Here is a 21,658-nt window from a genome sequence, read left to right as displayed (position 1 = left end):
ACAGCTATGAAAAAGATAGGATATGTTGTTGCTTTATTAGTTATTGCAACCTGCATTTATGCTTTTACTTTAAAACTTGCACCCTTCCGCCCGCAGATTAAACTCACCCATATAAAGAAATTTGTTTTTAAGTCGTTTGTAGACTGCAATATGTCGGAAGTTTGGGTGGGTGATAAATTTATGATCTTTCCCGGTAAATACGGGGAGGACCCATTGTGGGGCCCGTCACACAATCTTAAATACGCAGCCGGGAACACTATTGACGAGGCTTTCAGTACCAAAGAAAAGCATTTTATTGAACCTAAGTTACCGCCAAATGCCGCACCGGGAAATCCGGGTCTGCACGGTGCCGTTTGGTTTGAGTCAGTCTACCAGGACGTAAAAGACACATCGGGCCGAACCTTATTTGCGCTTTACCACAATGAAAATTATCCTGAAACACTCCCTTATGACGCGGTTACCGGTAAGGGATATAAAAATGTGAAATGGCCGCAAGGCTTAAAGGGACCTTCATCACCTTCGGCAGTGTGCCGCATCGGTATTATGAAATCCACAGACGGCGGCCGAAGCTGGGAGAACCGCGGCATCTTTATCGAAGACGAGCAGCCGCGCCTCATCCTTCGTCCTAACAATACAGCGGCAAATTTTGCCGGCGGCACGGGCGACCCGTCGGCTGTCGCAAACGGCGAATACCTGTACCTGTTTTACGGTGAATACGGCTATCCCGGCGTATATAACGAGAAGACCTACCATCCTGATGAGGAGTGGAAAGGCCAGTGCATCAGTGTAGCGCGGATTGCCCTGGCTGACCTGTACAACCCTGTTGCGAAAGCGAAACGATGGGGAGGCAAGGCATTTACCGTACCTTACAATGGAGTTGGGAAACCAGTAACCGCTATTCAGATTCCATTGGCAGCAGGTGGCGGCCCCGCATCATCGCCAAAGGGTAAATACTACTGGGGGCCATCTGTAAGCTGGAATACCTATCTTAACTGCTGGGTAATGCTGATGGCCAAAGCGGAAGGTCCGTCATGGAAGGGCAGCAGCATTTATGTGTCATTCAATAGAAATCACGACCTCGGCCGCGGCAGCAATTCGCAGCAATGGACCAAACCCGTGCTGCTGCTTAATAAGCCGGGGCATACGCTTTGGTACCCGTCGCTGCAGCCTCTAAACGAAGAAGCAAACGCAAAAAATAAATACTCTTCCTTAAAAATGGGGCAAAAAGCCAGGTTGTTTTTTAAGGATAATGACGGGGATAAGAATGATTATGTTTCTGAATATACGGTGGAGTTCGGAAAGTATTAAAGGCAATTCAAATGAATTGACTTCAAAGAACTGCCTTTTCCCTAACACCAAAGCCATGTCTATTATCCAGCCTTAGGAGCCTTTTTATTAGCCAAAGAAAAAATTAATTTAAATGACCAGCCACTTATAGTTTTATTATAAAAAAGGTTTGTGTCTTTAATGTCCAGTGCGTTGTAATTTGTTCCTTCGCCTTTGGGGATAGGTTTGTTTTCGTAAGAATCAACAATATAGTCACGCAGCTGGCTAATTCTGCTCACGTCATAAAATGCTGCTACCTGGAGGTTTTCGGTAATAAAATACCCGAGACCTATGCCGCCATTTATATTTTTATTAAAAGAAACATCCGGCGCAACATTTACCAGGTCCAATGCTAAATTAATGGATAGATGCTCCCAAAAGCTGACACCAGTGAGACCCTGAACGCTTTCATCCAGCTTTTTTGATTTTAAAAAATTAGCTTTACCTTGATTTTCTAATGAGTCATTTTGCCTGTCAAAATGATATTTCTGTTGGATAAGTGAATTATAAACTGAAGTTTTTGATTGCTTTACAAAAGTGTTAGCATTCTGATCCACTGCTATCTTACCCAGTTTAACCATAATAACTGATGATATTACAAAAGCCTGTTTACTTAATGGCTGTAATTTTAAATTATGATCTTTGTCCGTTGTGAGTGAATAGTCGTAGGTTCTGTCATGTGTATGGCTGTATCCGGCTCCAAAGCCAAAGGTTACGCCGTTTAAATCAGCTGTTTGTCCAAAAGCTAATCTTATAGAACTTAGCAATATCAATGTAAATATTATTTTTTTCAATGTGATAAGGTTTTTTGCCTACTCTGAATCCGTTTTCGGCGTTCCCGGTTTAAATACATCCCTAACTATCGGGATTGTAACTGTTTAAATTACAATACCGATGCAAATGCTTTTACTGAATCTATTTCCCTCGTTCTAAGCATCACTTCTCCACCATTACTGTCTTTCCCGAAAGAAGTGTTTCCTTCATAGCTTTTAAAGGTTTGCCCTTCTACGATCCATTCGAAAAAGATGCCGGTATGGTCGCAATGATCGTCATTGTCCCAATCTTATAGCACTATATCTCCCATTTGCGGGTTCTCGGTCAAAAGTTCCAGTTTTTTCCGGTGCTCGTAACCTGCCTGGTAGCCCGCATACCCTTTGGGCATGTCAATGTAACCGAGCTGGTGCAGCGCTTTAGTGTAAACCCAGCTAACGAATATGGCGCACCACTTTTGTCCGTTTAGGCCGAACCAATCACCATACTTTGTGCAATTTGAGCCCGCGGGACTCTCTTTTGTTTCGACTTGTGAAGCCTCAACATCAATAATTGTTTGACGTGACATTTTTAAAATTTTAGAATAATTGTGAAAAGCCCCGCACGTTAACACAACGACGCAGGGCAAACGGTCAATTGCAGATCTTACCGATTATAGCGTCACCCGCTGAAATTACCGTGCTGATAATAACTTTTACTACAGGGTTGCTGATAAAAGTGGCAAGTAGTTGCAGGCCTTCTTTAACAGTTGGCCATAAATTGCAAAGCTTGTTGTGATCGGCCGCTGCGGCTGCAGTTAAGGTGATGTTGTTCACGTTGGCTGAAATTTCGCTCGTTTCCATGAGTTTAAGATTTTAAATAAGTTTTAATACCTCAAATTTCAGCAGGAAAACAAAATGATAATACCGTAAAAAAGCCCCTTTTTACAAGGTGATTTTACGGTAGCAAAAAGGGTTTAAACCCGTTGTAGATGTGATAGTTAGTGCGGAATTTTGGATTATTAAATCTCAAATTAAATCACTAAATTTATCACAACTTAAACCTTAACAACAATGAAAAAATTAGTATCTGTAATATTTGCTGTTTTAATGACGTCTTTGTTTTTTCAAGGCTGTAAAAACTCTTCAAAGACAGCACTATTGCAAATTTCAAAACAGACTGTGTTTACGACATTAAATGGTATTGACGCTGTAAAAGCGGGTATGATGATCCAACATTTTAAAGATTTTAAAGGTAGAGATCGAAGCCCGATGCCCACGTCTGTATGGTTTAGCATAGAAACGATTAACAATATCGATACCCTATTGCATGCAGAACGTAAAACACAAACAGAAACGGATACTACAGATGGGGTACGTATTTATTTTGTCAGTGACCCTTCTATTAGTACCACGCAACTTAAAACTTCAGTCCTTTTAGTCTCAACGAAAAATGATGATTCATTTAAACAGCCACAAAGTCGGCATCGCGATTATTACAATCATCAGGCACTTTTTTTAAATTCCGGCGCAACTGGTACTATAAGTTATGGCAAAACACCCGGAGCGTTGCTATATGAAACATCTTCACCTTGCTCTTTATCAGACAACACCTGTATTAATTATTCGAAGCATTATGTAAATTGTGCTGACTCTTATGTTTGGGTGAGTAAACAGGGAAAAGACACTGTCAATACAATCAGTGAATGGTTCGATTTAGATTTCATATCTTTTTTAAATAACGGACTTCATAAGAACAAATTAGATGGAGTAAGAATTTATTTTGCAAAAGGATATAAAGACCCCCTTTATACAAATGAAAAGGACGTTTTTGTTTTAGTGCCAACTATAAATGACAATGGAACTCATAAAGACTATTATAAATGTTTAGAGGACTCAAAAAAATGGTTTGATTATGACAAAGGCGAACTTTGCCCTTTCAATTGTAATTAATTTTTAATTTAGTACTTAAACGCCAATGTTAATTTATCTCACCCTAAACACAACTATTGAGATTTTTTGCCTTGTAACTGCGTTCATATGTTTAAAAAACGATAAAAGCTTCGCATGGAAAGGAATGATAATATATCTTTTTATCACATGTGTAACTGAATTAGTCGCCATTTATTTAAGAAAGCAATTACATCACAATAATCAATGGCCTTATAATATTTCTATAATTTTTGAGGCAACATTTATCAGCGTGATGTTTAATGAATTATTCAGCGAATATTTTAACAGCAAGCCGGTCATTATTGGCGGGCTTGCTTTACTCGCAATTGTGTACGGCTATGATGTATGGGCACACCATTTCTTGTTATTCAGAAATCTAACAAATGATACACTTAACAATGCGACTAATAATGCCATGTCAGTTATTTTTTCGCTCTACTCGTTTTATTATTTCTACCTGCTGCTAAAGGACTATAAGCCGGTAAGTTTAAAAACATCCGCAAGCTTTTGGTGGGTAGCAGGAGTATTTTGCTACTATTTTGGTTCAACGGCAGTCAACTTATTAAGAGATAAATTACAATCACCATACTTTGATTTTTTGCCCTATATGCTGCTTGTTTCAATTTGGATTATTTACGGCTGCTGGAGCTATTCATTTATTTGCAGAAGATGGGCAACAACGAGATCAAACAGTTAGTAATAACAGCCACGCTTATTTTTTTGATGGCGCCTGCTTTTGTATTGGCTTACATATTTGTTTACAATAAGCGCAAAAAAATGCATATAAAAGAAAAAGCCCTCATGCAGCTAACTTTCGATGCAGAGATTACCAAATCCCAGCTGGAAGTGCAGGAGCAAACCATGCAAACCATTGGTGCCGATCTGCATGATAATATTGGCCAGCTGCTGAGCCTTACCTCGTTAACGCTCAATTCAATTGAGCTGGAAAACGCGCCGAAAGCCAGGCAAAAAATTGATGCGGCTATTGATTTGACGGTCCGTTCTATTAAGGAAATGCGCCTGCTGGGAAAATTACTACAGGGCGATCAGCTGATAGTGCTGGGTTTATCCGAAGCCATCCGGCATGAAATTAACTGGATAGAGAAATCCGGAAAGTACCAGGTTAACTACATCATTGAAGGAGAAATGCCTGCTGCTAATAGCGGTGACAAGGACCTGATTCTGTTCCGGATCTTACAGGAAGTACTCAATAATATTATAAAGCACGCACAGGCCACGCAGCTGACTATCAAGTTGGATTACAGGGAGCCATCACTGCAATTAGTAGTGATGGACGATGGGATTGGTTTTAATCCTGATACCTTGACTGCCGGACAAATAGGTATGGGTCTGCAGAACATTCAAAAAAGGGCCGGGATTATTGGAGGGTACGCTGATATTAGCTCACACCCGGATAAAGGAACTACGATCACTGTTTTTATACCATATCCATAATATGCAAACAGACCGGATACTAATAGCCATTGTTGACGACCATACGCTTTTCAGGGATGGCGTGGCTTCGCTTATGAGGGAATTTAAGGAGCTGCAAGTTGTTTTCGAAGCCGAAAATGGCGAACAAATGCAGCAAATGCTGACCAAGCATCCGCTGCCGCAGGTTATTTTAATGGATATAAACATGCCAGTGATGGATGGCTATGACGCCACGAAATGGCTTAGGGAGCATTACCCGCAAATAAGGGTTTTAGCGCTTAGCATGTTTGAAGAGGATAAGGCGGTGATCAGGATGATAAGGAGCGGAGCCGGGGGATATGTGTTAAAGGAATCAAAACCCAGGGAACTGTTGGAAGCTATAAAAGCCATTAATGAAAAAGGCGTGTTTGTTAACGAGATGGTTTCGGGGAAGTTGCTGCGCAGGGTAGTGGGCGACAGTACGCCTGATTTTTCGAGAAAGGAATTTGAATTTTTAAGGTTGTGTTGTTCCGAATTAACCTACAAAGAAATTGCCGAACAAATGTTTGTGAGTCCCCGCACAGTTGACAACTATCGAGAGGCCCTCTTTCTGAAATTAAATGTGAAAACCCGCACAGGCCTTGTGCTGTATGCTATCCAAAATGAAATATTTAAATTTTGACGCATTGTGCGATTATTCCACCCGAAATTGTTTTGCCTGCACCTAAATAAACTTTTCCACACCCTTTGATTAACTTTTTGCGTAAAACAGCACAAATTAGGTTTACTTTAGAAAATTAAACAATATTTAAGCGGTTTGTCACAAAAGTCAGTACAAAATTATATTCCGGCCTTAACAGGAGTACGCGCAATGGCGGCTTACCTTGTTTTTATCTCCCATTTTGCTTACGTTTTTGACGGTGGTTTTCCGCAGATTATCCGGCGTTTTTTAGGGGAGTTCCATATTGGGGTGAGTATTTTTTTCGTGCTTTCCGGCTTTCTGATCACCTTCAGGTATTACCACAGCTTTCATTTAACTACTGACTGGTTTAAACAATATTTAAAAAATAGGGTGGCCCGTATTTACCCTATGTACTTCCTGCTTACAGTAGCAGCCTTTGTTTATTATTTTATCACCAAAGATCAAAGCATCACCAAGGGTTCCTCAAACCCTATAGGGCTGTTGATTATGAATGTGACGTTTGTGAGGGGCTTTTTTTACCAGTATTGGGATACCGGGATTGCGCAGGGCTGGAGTTTAACAGTAGAGGAATGCTTTTACTTTTCGGCACCCATTATTTTCTTAATCGCAAAAAAATACCACAAGTTTTATATCCAGCCGGTAATTATTACGCTGTTCGCCATTGTAATGGTATTCATTTTTCGCAACCTTAACTGGCATGGCTTTTTTGGCAACTTTACCTTTGTAATGCTATTCACCTTCTTTGGCAGGTGTTTTGAATTTTTTGTGGGTGTACAATTGGCGCGATACGTATTAAAAAATGGGTTTGTACGTGCTAATAAAATTAGTTTTACCTATGGCGGTTTTGTACTGATATTTGTTTGTGTGTTTGTAATGGCGCTTCAGCCTGTAGTTAAGCCATGGGTGGCAGGTTTGGAAACGCCGGTGGGCATTATTACCAATAATTACTTTTTATGTGTAATGGTGGCCTTGTTTTTTTACGGGATCCTTACGGAGGATACAATATTTAAAAAATTGCTGGCCAGGCCATTTGTAGAACTGCTGGGCAAAAGCTCATACATCTTTTACCTTATTCATTTGGGGTGGATGTATAACCTTATTCACGACAATATTAATAAACTAAATGATTACATATTTACGCTGTACGACAAGTGGGGTAAAGACTGGCATTCGCCGTTTGAGTACGATAGTTTAAACCTTCTGCTCATTTTTATCGTATTAAACGCCGTTTCGATATGTTTATTTAAACTAATTGAGGAACCGCTAAATCACTACATCCGTAAATCTGACTTTTTAATAAAGTATAAACCACGGCCCAAAGGCATTGAAGATTAAGGATGAAATTGGCAAACGGATATAAGATATAATGAAAAAAACCTTTACGTTTTTCTTTTTAGCAAGTTTGTTTGCATTTTTCATGCTCCCGTTAAAAACATTTGCAGGCTTTCCTATCGGTAAATACCGCAATGTGGTTGTACCTACATTTTCTTACTACCACCAAAAAGACAGGTTTGATGATAAAGACCACGTTATCAAAGGGGCTCCGGGTACGGGCTTTACTTCGTACTCATCAAGCCTTTATATAGGATACGGAATCTCGCGCCGGCTTGACCTTATTGCAACCATCCCTTATTTATACCAGCAAAATGTTATAGCACCCGGTAATAAACTGGTTGATGCAGGTCTTGGCGATATGACGGTTGGCGTAAGTTATAACCTGGTTAATTTTAACTATGTCCGGTTTCTTTCGGTTGGGGTATCGGCTATTGTTCCGCTTTATAAAAGCTATGATGGTGTTTCGCCGCTGGGGCTGGGTAACTATGGTACCGAAGTTAAGCTGATGTATTGTGGCAACCTGCCTAAAGATGTGGCTAGCAAAGGCTATTTCAACATGGAATTTGCCTATCGCAGATACTATGACACCCAGGGCCCGGACCAGATCAGCTTTACCGGAACAGTAGGTTATCCCATAACCAAGCACAACCAGTTAAGTCTTGATATTTTGCTTTTCAGGTCATTCAGTTCAAACAAAGCATTTAACAATAACATTTTTGCGGCGAGGGACTATTCATTTTTTAAACCGCAGCTAAACTTTGGGCACACGTTTACCCGCAGGTTTTCCATGTTTGTTGGGGGCTTTTATATTCCTTTTGGCGTAAATACCGGCGTGGGTTATGGTGGTTCTGTTTTAGGGGTTATAAAAATATAGTTATGAAAAGGATCAGCTATTTAATTATATTGTTGTTTACAGGCCTGCTGGCATTTTCATTAAATGTTGCGGCGCAGCCTGCCGAAACGGAAGAAACAGGGGATGTCGTGCTGAAGGCGATCCCTAAAAATAAGAATGCTATCTTCAAAAGCACTGAAGATATCAGCTATAAATTAAACGTCACCAATAACACCAACCAGTTTCAAAAAGGGCAGATTTCGTACATCATTACAACGGATGAAGGTAAAAAGGTGTCGGTGGATTCAGTTAAACTGGCTCTTAACGGTAACGCCGGTAAAAATATCCAGATCAGCATACCCCGGAAGAATTCCGGCTTTTATCATATTGACTTTATTGTTACCCTGCCTGATTATGACGATACTATACGCCGTGTGTTTGGGGTAAACCCGGAGCAGATCAGGTCGCAGTTGCATAAGCCTGCAGATTTTGATACCTTTTGGAGGCAGACCCGCGAGCAGCTGGCTAAAGTGTCGCCAAATTACAGGGTACTGGAGCGTAAAGATCTTTCGACCGTTGATAAGAAGGTTTACGCCGTTGAAATGCATTCTTACGGAGATTTATTGATCAGGGGTTGGCTGGTGATTCCGCGCGATGGAAAGAAATTTCCGGTGCATTACCGGGTGCCCGGCTATGTGGTTACCTTAAAGCCCAACATGGATAATGACGACTTTATTGCTTTTGATATCAACGTTCGCGGAAACGGGAACAGCAAAGATGTGATCAACCTGGGTACCGATACCTATTCAGTAGTAAATATTGATAACAAAGACAGGTACATTTACCGGGGTGTTTATATGGATTGCCTGCGCGGACTCGAATTTTTATATGCACACGCCAACCTTGGCATTGACACCAGCAAGATTTTTGTAGAAGGCGGCAGCCAGGGGGGCTCATTGGCATTGATAACGGCAGCATTGGACAAACGTGTAAAGTTGCTAACCATGCAGGTGCCGCTGTATGCCGATATTCATGACAACTACGCCATCTCGGCATCTTACCGTGAGCAGGTGTTCCCCTTTAAAGTGTTCAGGAAATACCAGGCTACGCATACCGGTTTTTCGTGGGATAAGTTTTTCAGTGTTTTTGATTATTACGATCCGCAAAATTTTGCGCCCATGGTAAAGTGCCCGGTACTGATGGGAATAGGGCTGCTGGACAAGTTTTGTCCGCCGCGCTGCAGCATGGCGCTGTACAACCATATTGGGAGCGGTAATAAAGAATTTGTGTGTGTACCAAACTCCACACATGAGGTTAATTTTAATTATTTTATGTTTCAAAACCTGTGGTTACGCGAACAATTAAGGATCCCTTAGGCAGGGATAAGTGTTGAATTGTTTACCCACTTATACTAAAGCAGGTGCGTTATTAAGGGGTTGAGCAGTCATTTTTCAATCCAAAAGGGTATTTAATAAGTATATTAGCTTAGCCGGTGGCTAAAAAAAATGGTTTCGGCACGGTAATAGTAATACGTAGCAGTTAAAAAGTGTTCACCGGCGGCTGCCGGTTATAAGCCAAAGGCGGGCGTTAAGCGCTTTTGCTAATTAATGAGTTTAATTATGATGTTAAGATTTACAAATAAATTACTGGCTATTGCCTGTTTCCTGCTTATGCTGGCAGGGACTCAGCAGGTATTTGCGCAAAGCGACGACAGCGGTACTGTGAATACCATTGTTACTACCAACAGTAATGACGGCATTTTCAGTTCAACGGCATCTTATACATTTGAAGTTAAAAGTACTTACAATACCATTCAGCAGGGCCATATCAAATACGTGGTAACGACTGAAGCCGGTAAGAAAATGAAGGCCGATTCTATCCGTGTAAAATTAGCCAAGCAAGGCTCTGCAACTTATAATTTTAGCATTCCTGGCTTAAAATCGGGTTTTTATAAAATAAACTTCATGATCAATGTAACTGATTATGATGATACTACCCGGAAAGCTTTTGGCATAAGGCCGGAGGAGCTGCGGTCGCAATATGGAAAGCCAGCTGACTTTGAAGCGTTTTGGACAAAAACGCGCCAGGAACTGGATAATGTTAAACCCGAATTTAAAGTTACCGAAATGCCCGACTCCAGCAGAGACGGCCGTAAGGTGTTTTTGGTAGAAATGAAATCGCTTGGCGGTATAACCATCAGGGGCTGGCTGACCGAACCATCTTCGAAAAATAAGAATAAAAAATTCGCTGTGATGCTGGGGCTGCCCGGTTATCAGGTTGATTTAAAGCCTTTATATGGGAAAGATCCTGACATTGCTATACTTTCTTTAAATATCCGGGGGCAGGGAAATAGCCGCGATGTGATCAACGTGCGCAGGGAAACCTATATCACCCTGGGGATTGAGGATAAAAATAAATATGTGCTGCGAGGTGCCATTATGGATTGCATCCGCGCTGTTGATTTTATTTGCACTAGGCCCGAGCTCAGGCACGATAACATCCTGGCGGTTGGCGGCAGTTTGGGCGGATACCTTTCTATTGCAACTTCCGGGCTTGACAAACGTATAAGCTTTTGTTCGGCCGCTAATCCTATACTTAGCGATATCCGTAATTTGGTGCCCGAAGTTGACTGGCCGTTTAACGATATCAAACGATATGTTAACACAAGGCCTGGTTTAACTTTTGAAAAAGTGTTAGATAATATGGACTATTTTGATGCTAAAAACTTTGCATCTGATATAAAATGCCCAACGCTTGTTGGCTTGGGTATGGTTGATAATATTGCACCTCCAAATACGGTATATACACTTTACAACGGTATCCCGTCGCAAAAACACCTGATCATATTCAGGGATTTAGGGCACGAGATAGGCAAAAAGTACGTTGTATATGAGGGGCGCTGGATGCGGGATACTTTTGCATTGTTTTAACATTACCCATAAATCATGAGCCTTTTGAAGACAATTACTAAATTTTTATTTTCTACCTTAATAATTTTTGCTGGTGCCTGTGAAGTAAGTTTCGCCGATGGCGGGTTTCCTACCCGGCCGGGCAGATTGCTGATAGCACCGTCTGTAAGCTATTTTTTCGCTAATTCGCAATGGGATTCAACGGGCGTGAAAAAAAGGTTTGACAATAACGGCAGGTTTTCATCAGTAGGAGTAACCTTATACGCTGAATATGGCATAAGCCGTAAGTTTACCGCAGTTGCTTCTGTTCCATTTGTATATAATATGTACAGCCAGAACATAGCGCCAACAAATACCAACAGCTCAGGCCTCACCGACCTTGAAACAGGTTTAAGATACTACCTCGCTAATATTGATTTTATTTACTATTTCTCTGTACAGGGTACAGCTATCACCCCGCTTTATTCCAATAACCAAAGTTTGGGTTATGGCCAGGAAGGAGCTGAATTAAAGCTGGCATTTTCAGGCACCGGGCATCTTGGCGGCTTGAGTACTTATTTTAACGCGGCAGATGGGGTTCGCCAATATTTTGGCACCAACGGGCCTATTCAAAACAGGTACAACGCCACATTTGGATTAACGCTTGACAGCGACTACAAAAACCAGGTATCGGCAACCTTGAGCGGGATTTACTCGCAAAGTAACGACAAAAGGTTTTCGCCAATTCCGCAAACCAATAAGGATTTTTCTTTTTTACAGGCCTCAATAGGTTTCGGCCATTCATTTACGCCTGAAACATCTTTGTTTTTAAGCGGGGGCCGGTTCTTGACCGGCCGTAATACAGGTGTGGGGACATCGGTATCACTTGCATTTATTTACAGGCTGGATTACCGGTAAATAAAGATTTTCAGCCGGCATTTTTGAGGGAATAATTATCCATTTAAAAATGCCGGCTGAAAAACTGTCAATTGCAGGCTTACTTCATTTGCCCAAACAATTCCTTGATCGCTTTTTCACGGTATTCAAAAATCTGGTCAATTTGTTTGCGAACTAAAATTGCGTTACCAAGCCGCCCGATGATACCAAAAGGGAGAGCATAATTCAAAATGTCGGTCATTATTACGCCGCCTTCAACATCTTTAAAGTGATGCTGATGGTGCCATAAGGCATAGGGGCCAAAACGCTGTTCGTCAACAAAGTATTGTCCTTCTTTTACATGGGTGATCTCGGTCATCCAGTTCATCTTTATCCCCAGTAACGGCGAAATTATGTAAGTGATAATCATCCCAGGGTACATTTTGGTATCGGCAGAATAGTCTGACGTTACTACAAAACTCATTTCTTTTGGGGTTATTTTTGCCAGGTTTAATGGCGATGAGAAGAAATCCCAGGCCTTATCCAGGCTGATGGGGATTGCAAGTTCGGTTTTTAAAACGTATGTTTTCACGTTGTAAGGTACGGTAATATAACCGCAATGGTTTTATATAAACAGCGTAAATTAATGTAAGCAACGGAAAACCAAAGAAGTCCTGCAACAAGGCTTGCGGCACGTGTCAGCTACGTTAATCCAATACGCATTTCCAATAAATTGGGTGTGAAACCGGCTTTTTCGTAAGCTTTTCTGGCAGGCAGGTTCTCGTTATAAACTTCCAGCCTTAATTCCGTAATGTTATGCGACACCGCCCATTGTTTAAGGGCTGCTAATATTTTATGATTTACACCCTTACCGCGATGCTCCGGCTTTACGTACATAAAACCAAGGTGGCAGTATTTAGGGTGTTTAAGATACACCTTTGAATCCTCCATCCGGGCATAGCCAGAACCAATTATTTCATTATCGAGTTCAGCTACTACAATCTCCACGTGGGGTGCAGTTATCATCCATGCTATATCATAGTAATGGATCTCGCCTTCTTTTAAAGTAGGGTCAAAGGGGCGCTCTGCAGCTATGATTCCCTGCTCAAAGGTTAATAATACATCAAGGTCACCGGGCCGTGCCTTCCTGGTAATAATTTGTTCCATATTTAAATTACCGGTTAGTAGCGCTCGCTTGTTGACATTGGCAGATCTCTCCTGGACCATTCGCTCCACGAGCCTACATATAATTTAGGTTCGGTAATACCGGCATAGGCCATGCCCAAAAGTGTATGGCAGGCGGTAACGCCCGATCCGCAGTGTACAATCACCTCATCCTGTGCCACGTCCCCAATCGCGTCCAGGTACATGCTGCGCAATATTTCGGCCGGTAGGTATTTGCCATTGCCGTCCAAATTTAAAACATAAGGCAAATTTACAGCACCGGGGATGTGTCCCGCAATCTGGTCAATAGGTTCAGTTTGGCCTAGGTAGCGCGGCGTTTCCCTTACATCAATAACCAGCCTGTTTTCATCTTGTGCCGCAGCACCCGCTTCCTCAATATCAACGGTGCCTGCATAATAACCATGGGTATGGTATGCTTTAACCGGCACCGGGGTGTGCGCGCCTGTGCTCAAAACAACATTGGCTTTAATGGCAGCCTGTAATCCGCCGTTTAGTACCTGCACCTGCTGGTGTCCAATGGCTCTCAGCATCCACCATAAGCGTGCTGCACTAAAGGCGCCTGATTTATCGTCATAAATAATTATCCGGCTTTCGGGGGTGATACCCCAGGCAGCAAGTAAAGCTGCAAAGGCCTCAACATCGGGCAAGGGGTGCCTCCCACCTATGGAAGCATTGGTAACTTTGGCTGCAAGGTGTTGATCAAGATCTGCGTAAATAGCATTTTTTAAATGCCCTGCCAGGTAGCGCTGGTAGGAATCCTGACCTCCGCGGGAGTCGATAAGAATGGTGTTAGCGCCGGCAAAAGCCGGATCGTTGATTTCAATGAGTGGCGACATAGCTATTTCGATATCTAAATATCAAATATAGGCACACCGCAATGGTTTTCGCAATTTTACTGAACCATTTTATTGGCGCAGTACGAACTGGCAAAAGCTTCGGGCTTGGCTTTAAACACAAAGCCCATGCTTAAAATATACCCCATAGCTTCGTGCAAAGCCTGGTTTGATTTAAACATCGGATTGGTGTTAATGTCGGCATGTACTTCCAGGTCAACATCATACAGGTCAAGCAGGTCGCAAAGTTTGTAGGCAATGTCAATTGATTTTTGAACTTCAGAGAGCATTCTTTCCTTAATGCTCATTTTTTGCCCCGTACGTTCCTGGTGGATGAACATGAATCCGCCGCGTTGCTCACGCAAAAAAACAATTACCGTTGCAAAATCGGTTACTGTTCCTTTTACCTGCGAATCGGTACCAATACATACTTTGAGCTTGTTGCCAAGGGCGGCTTCCCGCTCAATGGCCTTTTCTACTTCTTCTAAGATGGGCGAATTAATGATTTCGCCGCTAAATTTTCTCCAGGTCATAAATTTATTTTTAGGTTAAATTTTAGCTGACCTTTTTACGGTCTATAAAAATAAGCGATAACGTTCCATATAAACGTGAATACAATGTGATTTATTTGTTAACATTTAGCTGAATATTAACAGGTTGCGTTTTTTTACAGGCTTTTAGCTATAAGTGAATCCTCCGCCACCTAAAAAAAATGATTTAAAAGCCAGTTGTAACAATTTAAAATAAATGCCGTCAAAAAATCATGCTGCCTTAAAAATCTCATAGCCACAAGCTCTTTGCGTTATCATTATTATAAAAATTGAATATTTACTAATACTTTTATTGATAAAATAATAAAACTGACCACATGAAATTTGTAAAGTACGTTTTGTTTGCAGTGCCGGCTGTTATTGCTTTCGGTTGCAAGCAGCATGAAAAGGATACGTCGGCTGAAGCGCCAAAGCGTACCGTTTTTTTTGATAAAACAGGGATGGACACCACCGTTAAGCCCGGCGATAACTTTTTTTTATATGCCAGCGGCAGCTGGATGAAAAATACCAAAATTCCGCCATCAGAAACGGGATGGGGTTCGTTTTATGTTTTATTTGATGACAATGAAAAAAACCTGCACACCATTTTGCAAGATGCGGCTAAGCAGGATAACAAGGCCGGCAGCAATGAACAAAAGGTAGCCGACCTTTATACCAGCGGAATGGATACCGTAGCGATTGAAAAGCTGGGATATGAACCCGTTAAGCCATTGCTTGAAAAAATCAATGCCGTTAAAGATTACAAGGACCTTTTGAAACTTTCGGCTGACAGCTATCGCGATGGCGACGGTTACTTATTAGGTTTTTACGTATCTCCTGATGACAGGATCAGTACTAAAAATATAGCACATTTTGACCAGGCTGGTTTAAACCTTCCAAACAGGGATTATTATTTTAATACCGACGCTGCGTCGGTTAAAATAAGAGCGGAGTATGTTAAATACATTTCAAGGTTGTTTGTGCTTACCGGCACGGATACGGCAACGGCCAATAAAAAGGCTGCGGCTATTTTAAAGCTGGAAACAGAGATTGCCAAATCGCATCTTACCCCTACCGAACTGCGCGACCCGGTTAAAAACTACAATAAATTTGTGGTAGCCGACCTGCAGAAGCAAATGCCGGATATTGATTTGAAAGAAGTATTTAGCCATTTAGGCCTGAAAGCAGATACCGTATTAGTGGGGCAGCCCGGCTATTTTAAGTCATTGGATAATTTGCTAAAAACGCAGCCCATTGCCGTTTGGAAAGATAAACTGGCATTTACAGCTTTAAGTAATGCGGCGTCCTATTTAAGCAAGAGCTTCAGAACTGCAAGTTTTGATTTTAACGGCAAAATCCTGAACGGCCAGAAACAACCGCGCGACAGGTGGAAAACAGTTACCGACAACGTGGACGGCGGATTGGGTGAACTGTTGGGCCAACTGTATGTTGAGAAGTATTTTACCCCAGAGGCCAAAAGCAGGATGCTGGGCTTGGTGAACAATCTGATAGCAGTTTATAAAGACAGGATTGAGAAGCTGGACTGGATGAGCGCGGAAACAAAAAAACATGCGCTTGAAAAACTGGCGGCCTTTACCAAGAAAATAGGATACCCTGATAAATGGAAAAAATACGATGATGTTGAGATCAGCAAGGATGCTTACTACGCAAACATGGTATCGGTAGGGAAACATAATTATAAGGAGATGATTGAGAAAGTTGGCAAGCCGGTTGATAAAACCAGGTGGGGAATGACGCCACCAACGGTAAATGCTTATTATAACCCAACCTTTAATGAAATTGTATTCCCGGCGGGCATTCTCCAGTTCCCGTTTTTTGATAAAGATGCTGATGATGCCATTAATTATGGTGCCATTGGCGCAGTAATAGGCCACGAAATGACCCACGGCTTTGACGACCAGGGCAGGCAATATGATAAAGATGGCAACCTTAAAGACTGGTGGACAAAGGAGGATGCTTCCAAATTTAAGGCCAAAGCGCAGGTAATGATCAATCAGTATAACCAGTTTACTGTTTTAAATACCCTGCATGTGAACGGCAGCCTTACACAGGGCGAAAACCTGGCGGATATTGGCGGTGTTGCTATTGCTTACCAGGCATTTAAAAACACCCCTGAAGGTAAAAGCGACAAAAAAATTGATGGCTTTACCCCAGATCAGCGCTTCTTTTTATCGTACGCACAGGTATGGCGCGTTAAAAGCACAGACGAAACCATGCGGATGCGGATCAGTGTTGACCCACACTCGCCGGAGATGTACCGCGTAAACGGACCGCTCTCCAATACACCTGCATTTTACCAGGCATTTGGCATTAAGCAGGGCGATAAAATGTACCGCGAAGAAAAAGACCGCGTGAAGGTTTGGTAATAAGGTTTATTAAAAGAGCAAATGCCATCCGGTTTCGGGTGGCATTTTTTGGTTAAAGTAGTTATTGATTCAAAATCCCAGGGTGTTGTTTTTCTGGTAACATTCACTACTTTTAGCTATTCCAATTCATAAGCTATCGCTAAATTATATGAGAAAGTATTTACTGGCAGTAATTCTTTTAGGTTTTGCTTTTAATGCAACCTGTGCAGATACGTTGTCTGTTTGTTCCCCTTCAGGAAAAACATGCGTCAGGATATGGATGAACAAAAGTTTGAATTACTGTATTTATGTAAACGGTATTAAAGTGTTGAACCCTTCGGAGGCTGATATGCTATTAAGTAATGATCAAAGTTTTTCATTTAATAACAGGATTAAATCGCATGCCATAAAATCGGTGAATAATGAAATTATCTCCCCGGTGCCCGAAAAAAGGAAAAAGATCAAAGATGTTTACAACCTGTTGCAAATATCATTCACTAAGCCTTATAAAGTAGAATTTCGCGTGTATGATGATGGGGTGGCTTACCGCTTTGCTGCTTCATTTAAAGATTCTATAACGGTAAAAAATGAAGTAGCTTCATTCCATTTTTTAGCAGGTTCCTCGGCCTATTTCCCGGCGATCCATAAAAGGGATGATGCCGATGTTTTTCATACCAGCTTTGAAGAACAGTATCCTTTAAGAAAACTTGATTCACTTGAAAATACAGCGCTTGCCTACACACCTGTTCTGGTAGCCCTGCCCACCAATCCGAAAATTGGCATTATTGAATCGGACCTTGAAGATTACCCCGGGATGTTTTTAAGCGGAACCGGCTCGCCTGTTTTAGTAGCAAAATTTGCAGCCTATCCCCTGGAAGAAAAAATGACGGGTGGTGAATATCCGCAATTGTTAGTGACAAAACGGGCCGACTATATCGCCAGAACAAAAGGTACCAGAACTTTCCCCTGGCGCGTGTTGATGCTTGCTGATGAAGACCGGCAATTACCTTCGAACGATATTGTTTACCGGCTTGCTGCTCCTTCCAGGATTGGTGACGCCTCGTGGGTAAGGCCAGGCAAGGGGACCGATGAATGGACCATTAACGTTAACCTTTTTAACGTTTCTTTCAGATCTGGTGTTAACACGGCGTCGTATAAATATTATATTGATTTTGCAAAGAGATTTGGCTTTGACAGGATAATGATGGATGCGGGCTGGAGTGATAACCTGGACCTCTTTAAAATTAATCCTGAAATTAATATGGATACGATAGTAGCTTATGCAAAAGAGAAAGGGATTAAAATAAGTATGTGGACTTTGGCCCATACATTAAACCGGCAGCTGGAACCCGCCCTAAACCAGTTTAACAAATGGGGCGTAGATTTTATAATGACGGATTTTATAGACAGAGACGACCAAAAGACCGTGAATTTTTATTACCGTATTGCCAAAGCCTGTGCCGACCATCATATGATGATTATGTATCACGGGGCTTATCCGCCGAAGGGCTTTAACCGCACTTATCCCAATAATGTTACCAGGGAAGGCGTACTTGGCTCTGAGAATAATATTGGCAGTGACCGGGCATCTCCGGGGCACGACGTTACGCTGCCTTTTACCCGGATGCTGGCCGGGTCATTTGACTACGAGCCGGGTATGTTAAATAATGCCACCAAAAAAGGCTTCAGGCCGATTGAAGGAATGGTGATGAGCCAGGGCACGCGCTGCCACCAGCTGGCCATGTTTGTAGTATATGATAACCCGATGGAAATATTTTCAGGCAACCCGTCACAGGCCTGGCTCGAACCTAAATTTACCGAACTGCTGGGCAGCCTTCCAACTACATGGGACCAAACAAATGTGCTGGACGGCAAAGTGGGGGAATATATAGTTACGGCAAGGCAAAATGGCGACAACTGGTTTATTGCCGGTATGAGCAACTGGACGCCGAGAGATATAACTGTTAAATTTGATTTTATAGATGCGTCAGTTAAATATAAAGCAACAATTTGCAAAGATGGCGTAAACGCTGACCGCTACGCCGCCGATTATATCTTAAATGATATTAGCATAAAACAAAATGATATAATTAAAATACACCTGGCGCCGGGCGGCGGTTTTTTAATAAAACTGGTAAAAGAATAGAATTTCGATATTATTCAATTTATCTTATTGATCACACCGGACCAAGCATTTATTTTCCTCTAATCTATGCCTCGAAAATTAAAAATATAAGCAATCTTCAACCCTGCAACAGGAGTAATCCCATTACCCGTAGATTCTATATTGATTACCGTGGTAAACAATGATGCTTCTATGGTGCTGTGCCTGTCGAGAATTAAATTTACGCCACCCGCCGCGGTGCCGCCAATGCCTAACGCCGCTATGTCTTCATTTCCGCCACCTGCATAAAGTATGGGGCCGGCTTTTGCAAAAACGTATTTGTTAAAGCAATATTTACCCATTGCGCCAAGGTAAAACAAGTCGATATTTGATATTCTGCTATTATTGAAATTGGCGGGATCGTAATAGATCCTGTTCTTAGAATTCAGCCTGTCATATCCAAAATTTGGAACTATGGCCCATTTATCACTTATGGCTATATTGCCAAGCACCTGGAAACCGCTGCCCCAGTTATAATCATCGGAAAATGGCTTATTGGGGCCATAGGCTAAGCCAATTCCGCTTCGGGCCTGGCTGTAGGATTTTACACTCAAAAATATTAGGGGGATAATCAGAAGTGTGCTTAGGTTATAGTTATACTTCATTGCCAGTAATAACGCCGTAGTAAAAGGTTTAGTTTTTCAATTCCTTTTTAAAAAGGATGTTGCTTTAAATACCCCATAAGATTTAGATTTGACAACCTTCAAAAAAGTTGTCAAATCTAAAGTCGGCGTTATACCGTTAGCTTCTTATACTTGATTCTTTTCGGCGCTACATCACCTAAACGCTTCTTCCGGTTTTCTTCGTAATCAGAATAGTTGCCTTCAAAAAAGTAAACCTGGCTGTTGCCTTCAAAAGCGAGGATGTGCGTACAGATCCTGTCTAAAAACCAGCGATCGTGGCTGATCACTACTGCGCAGCCGCCAAAGTTTTCAAGGGCTTCCTCCAGTGCACGTAAAGTATTTACGTCGATATCGTTGGTGGGCTCATCCAGCAATAAAACGTTTGAGCCTTTTTTAAGGGTGATGGAAAGATGCACGCGGTTGCGCTCTCCACCTGATAAAACGCCTACCTTTTTTTGCTGATCTGCACCGTTAAAGTTAAAACGCGATACATAAGCCCTAGAGTTAATGGCCTTGTTACCTACCATTATGGTTTCCAGGCCGCCGGTTACGTTTTCCCAAACCGATTTGGTGGGGTCAAGGTCGTCATGCAGCTGGTCAACATAACCTAAAGCTACGGTTTCGCCAACACGGAAAGTACCGGCATCAGGCTGGTCCTGCCCGGTGATTAGGCGGAAGAGCGTTGTTTTCCCCGCACCGTTGGGTCCTATAATGCCAACAATACCAGCAGGAGGAAGAGAGAAGCTCAAATTATCGAACAATAATTTATCTCCGTATGATTTGCTTACGCCATTGGCTTCAATCACCACGTTACCCAGGCGCGGGCCGGGCGGGATAAACAGCTCCAGTTTTTCTTCCCTGTCTTTCGTTTCTTCCGACGCTAACTTGTCGTAATTGGACAAACGCGCCTTTGATTTGGTGTGACGGCCTTTTGGCCCCATGCGCACCCATTCCAGCTCGCGCTCCAAAGCTTTCTGGCGCTTGCTTTCGGTCTTATCCTCCTGGGCTAATCGTTTGGCCTTTTGGTCCAGCCATGAAGAATAATTGCCTTTCCATGGAATGCCTTCGCCGCGGTCAAGCTCCAGGATCCATCCGGCAACATTATCAAGGAAGTAACGATCGTGTGTTACTGCAATAACAGTCCCTTTATATTGTTTAAGGTGCTGCTCCAGCCAGTCGATAGATTCAGCATCCAAGTGATTGGTAGGCTCATCCAGCAACAAAACATCCGGTTCCTGTAATAACAGCCGGCACAATGCCACACGGCGGCGCTCACCACCCGAGAGTACAGAAATTTTTGCATCCGGGTCAGGACAACGCAGCGCATCCATGGCGCGTTCAAGCTTTACGTCAAGCTCCCATGCGTTTACTGCATCAATTTTATCCTGAAGTTCGCCTTGCCTGGCCATCAGCTTATCCATTTTATCAGCGTCGCTGTAGTATTCTTCCAGGCCGAATTTTTCGTTGATGTCTTCGTATTCCTTTAGCAAAGCAGTGGTTTCGGCTACGCCTTCTTCAACAACTTCCTTTACGGTTTTATTGGGGTCCAGCTCAGGTTCCTGGCTAAGGTAGCCCACGGTATAGCCTGGCGAAAAAACCACCTCGCCAATATTTGTTTTATCTATGCCGGCAATAATTTTTAATAAGGATGACTTACCGGAGCCATTTAATCCTATAACGCCAATTTTAGCGCCATAAAAAAACGATAGATAGATGTTTTTTAAAACTGTTTTTTGCGGAGGATAGACTTTACTAACCCCTGCCATTGAAAAAATGATTTTTTCGTCTGCCATAAATATTTCTTTTATTCCGGTTTGAAGGGCTAAATTAGTTATTTGTTAATTAAATTGACGGAATTGAATGGATTGAAAATTACAAACCG

The 21,658-nt window shown here is 42.2% G+C and carries 21 protein-coding genes; 12 read left to right on the top strand and 9 right to left on the bottom strand.

The features are described 5' to 3' along the window. Positions 1 to 6: 6 nt before the first annotated feature. Positions 7 to 1,308: a hypothetical protein gene (locus MuYL_RS18985; protein ID WP_094572057.1), complete on the top strand. Its 1,302-nt coding sequence runs from the start codon at positions 7 to 9 to the stop codon at positions 1,306 to 1,308. Positions 1,309 to 1,370: 62 nt separating this feature from the next. Here MuYL_RS18985 and MuYL_RS18980 read toward each other — a convergent pair whose 3' ends face one another. The 3 genes from MuYL_RS18980 to MuYL_RS18970 form a co-directional block, all read right to left on the bottom strand. After that, the gene (locus MuYL_RS18980) at positions 1,371 to 2,120 is read right to left on the bottom strand and encodes a hypothetical protein (protein ID WP_157740974.1); all 750 of its coding nucleotides are present in this window, start codon (positions 2,118 to 2,120) and stop codon (positions 1,371 to 1,373) included. A gap of 269 nt (positions 2,121 to 2,389) precedes the next feature. After that, entirely contained in the window at positions 2,390 to 2,665 is a 276-nt protein-coding gene (locus tag MuYL_RS18975) for a hypothetical protein (RefSeq protein ID WP_094572055.1), read from the bottom strand. A 64-nt stretch (positions 2,666 to 2,729) separates the two neighbouring features. Further along, complete coding sequence (locus MuYL_RS18970) at positions 2,730 to 2,939, bottom strand: hypothetical protein (RefSeq protein ID WP_094572054.1); 210 nt, start codon at positions 2,937 to 2,939, stop codon at positions 2,730 to 2,732. A gap of 210 nt (positions 2,940 to 3,149) precedes the next feature. Here MuYL_RS18970 and MuYL_RS18965 point away from each other — a divergent pair, with 210 nt between their 5' ends. The 9 genes from MuYL_RS18965 (at position 3,150) to MuYL_RS18925 (ending at position 12,117) form a co-directional block, all read left to right on the top strand. Next, positions 3,150 to 4,028, top strand: coding sequence for a hypothetical protein (locus MuYL_RS18965; RefSeq protein WP_094572053.1), 879 nt, complete (start codon positions 3,150 to 3,152; stop codon positions 4,026 to 4,028). A 253-nt stretch (positions 4,029 to 4,281) separates the two neighbouring features. Next, positions 4,282 to 4,725, top strand: a complete 444-nt coding sequence (locus MuYL_RS18960; RefSeq protein ID WP_157740972.1) for a hypothetical protein — start codon at positions 4,282 to 4,284, stop codon at positions 4,723 to 4,725. Beyond that, complete coding sequence (locus tag MuYL_RS18955) at positions 4,698 to 5,483, top strand: sensor histidine kinase (protein WP_094572051.1); 786 nt, start codon at positions 4,698 to 4,700, stop codon at positions 5,481 to 5,483. The genes MuYL_RS18960 and MuYL_RS18955 overlap by 28 nt, the downstream gene beginning before the upstream one ends. A 1-nt stretch (position 5,484) precedes the next feature. Continuing rightward, entirely contained in the window at positions 5,485 to 6,123 is a 639-nt protein-coding gene (locus MuYL_RS18950) for a response regulator transcription factor (protein ID WP_094572050.1), read from the top strand. A gap of 135 nt (positions 6,124 to 6,258) precedes the next feature. After that, the gene (locus MuYL_RS18945) at positions 6,259 to 7,479 is read left to right on the top strand and encodes an acyltransferase family protein (protein WP_094572049.1); all 1,221 of its coding nucleotides are present in this window, start codon (positions 6,259 to 6,261) and stop codon (positions 7,477 to 7,479) included. A 31-nt stretch (positions 7,480 to 7,510) separates the two neighbouring features. Further along, positions 7,511 to 8,353: a hypothetical protein gene (locus tag MuYL_RS18940; protein WP_094572048.1), complete on the top strand. Its 843-nt coding sequence runs from the start codon at positions 7,511 to 7,513 to the stop codon at positions 8,351 to 8,353. A 2-nt stretch (positions 8,354 to 8,355) separates the two neighbouring features. Beyond that, on the top strand, positions 8,356 to 9,687 hold the full coding sequence (locus MuYL_RS18935; RefSeq protein ID WP_094572047.1) for an acetylxylan esterase: 1,332 nt from the start codon (positions 8,356 to 8,358) through the stop codon (positions 9,685 to 9,687). Positions 9,688 to 9,930: 243 nt separating this feature from the next. Next, positions 9,931 to 11,241 carry an acetylxylan esterase gene (locus MuYL_RS18930; protein WP_157740970.1) on the top strand — a complete coding sequence of 437 codons (1,311 nt, stop codon included), beginning with the start codon at positions 9,931 to 9,933 and terminating at the stop codon, positions 11,239 to 11,241. Positions 11,242 to 11,256: 15 nt separating this feature from the next. After that, positions 11,257 to 12,117 (top strand): hypothetical protein, encoded by an 861-nt coding sequence (locus MuYL_RS18925; RefSeq protein WP_094572045.1) that lies wholly within the window; start codon positions 11,257 to 11,259, stop codon positions 12,115 to 12,117. A 79-nt stretch (positions 12,118 to 12,196) separates the two neighbouring features. Here the strand turns inward: MuYL_RS18925 and MuYL_RS18920 are convergent, their stop codons facing one another. The 4 genes from MuYL_RS18920 to MuYL_RS18905 form a co-directional block, all read right to left on the bottom strand. Further along, entirely contained in the window at positions 12,197 to 12,667 is a 471-nt protein-coding gene (locus MuYL_RS18920) for an SRPBCC family protein (protein WP_094572044.1), read from the bottom strand. A 110-nt stretch (positions 12,668 to 12,777) separates the two neighbouring features. Continuing rightward, positions 12,778 to 13,242, bottom strand: coding sequence for a GNAT family N-acetyltransferase (locus tag MuYL_RS18915; protein WP_094572043.1), 465 nt, complete (start codon positions 13,240 to 13,242; stop codon positions 12,778 to 12,780). A gap of 14 nt (positions 13,243 to 13,256) precedes the next feature. Next, positions 13,257 to 14,096 (bottom strand): sulfurtransferase, encoded by an 840-nt coding sequence (locus tag MuYL_RS18910; RefSeq protein ID WP_094572042.1) that lies wholly within the window; start codon positions 14,094 to 14,096, stop codon positions 13,257 to 13,259. 56 nt (positions 14,097 to 14,152) lie between these two features. Further along, positions 14,153 to 14,626 (bottom strand): ribonuclease H-like YkuK family protein, encoded by a 474-nt coding sequence (locus tag MuYL_RS18905; RefSeq protein WP_094572041.1) that lies wholly within the window; start codon positions 14,624 to 14,626, stop codon positions 14,153 to 14,155. Positions 14,627 to 14,961: 335 nt separating this feature from the next. Between MuYL_RS18905 and MuYL_RS18900 the strand changes: the two genes are divergently transcribed. Beyond that, on the top strand, positions 14,962 to 17,010 hold the full coding sequence (locus MuYL_RS18900; RefSeq protein ID WP_094572040.1) for a M13 family metallopeptidase: 2,049 nt from the start codon (positions 14,962 to 14,964) through the stop codon (positions 17,008 to 17,010). Positions 17,011 to 17,158: 148 nt separating this feature from the next. Next, positions 17,159 to 19,135, top strand: coding sequence for a glycoside hydrolase family 97 protein (locus tag MuYL_RS18895; RefSeq protein ID WP_094572039.1), 1,977 nt, complete (start codon positions 17,159 to 17,161; stop codon positions 19,133 to 19,135). 59 nt (positions 19,136 to 19,194) lie between these two features. On the opposite strand, the gene MuYL_RS18890 is transcribed toward MuYL_RS18895, so the two are convergent. Beyond that, entirely contained in the window at positions 19,195 to 19,758 is a 564-nt protein-coding gene (locus MuYL_RS18890; protein ID WP_094572038.1) for a hypothetical protein, read from the bottom strand. Positions 19,759 to 19,886: 128 nt separating this feature from the next. Next, the gene (gene ettA / locus MuYL_RS18885) at positions 19,887 to 21,569 is read right to left on the bottom strand and encodes an energy-dependent translational throttle protein EttA (protein WP_094572037.1); all 1,683 of its coding nucleotides are present in this window, start codon (positions 21,567 to 21,569) and stop codon (positions 19,887 to 19,889) included. Between the last annotated feature and the right edge of the window lie 89 nt (positions 21,570 to 21,658).

The organism is Mucilaginibacter xinganensis (assembly GCF_002257585.1).
Classification (GTDB): domain Bacteria; phylum Bacteroidota; class Bacteroidia; order Sphingobacteriales; family Sphingobacteriaceae; genus Mucilaginibacter; species Mucilaginibacter xinganensis.
This window is presented reverse-complemented; position numbering and strand designations above follow the sequence as displayed.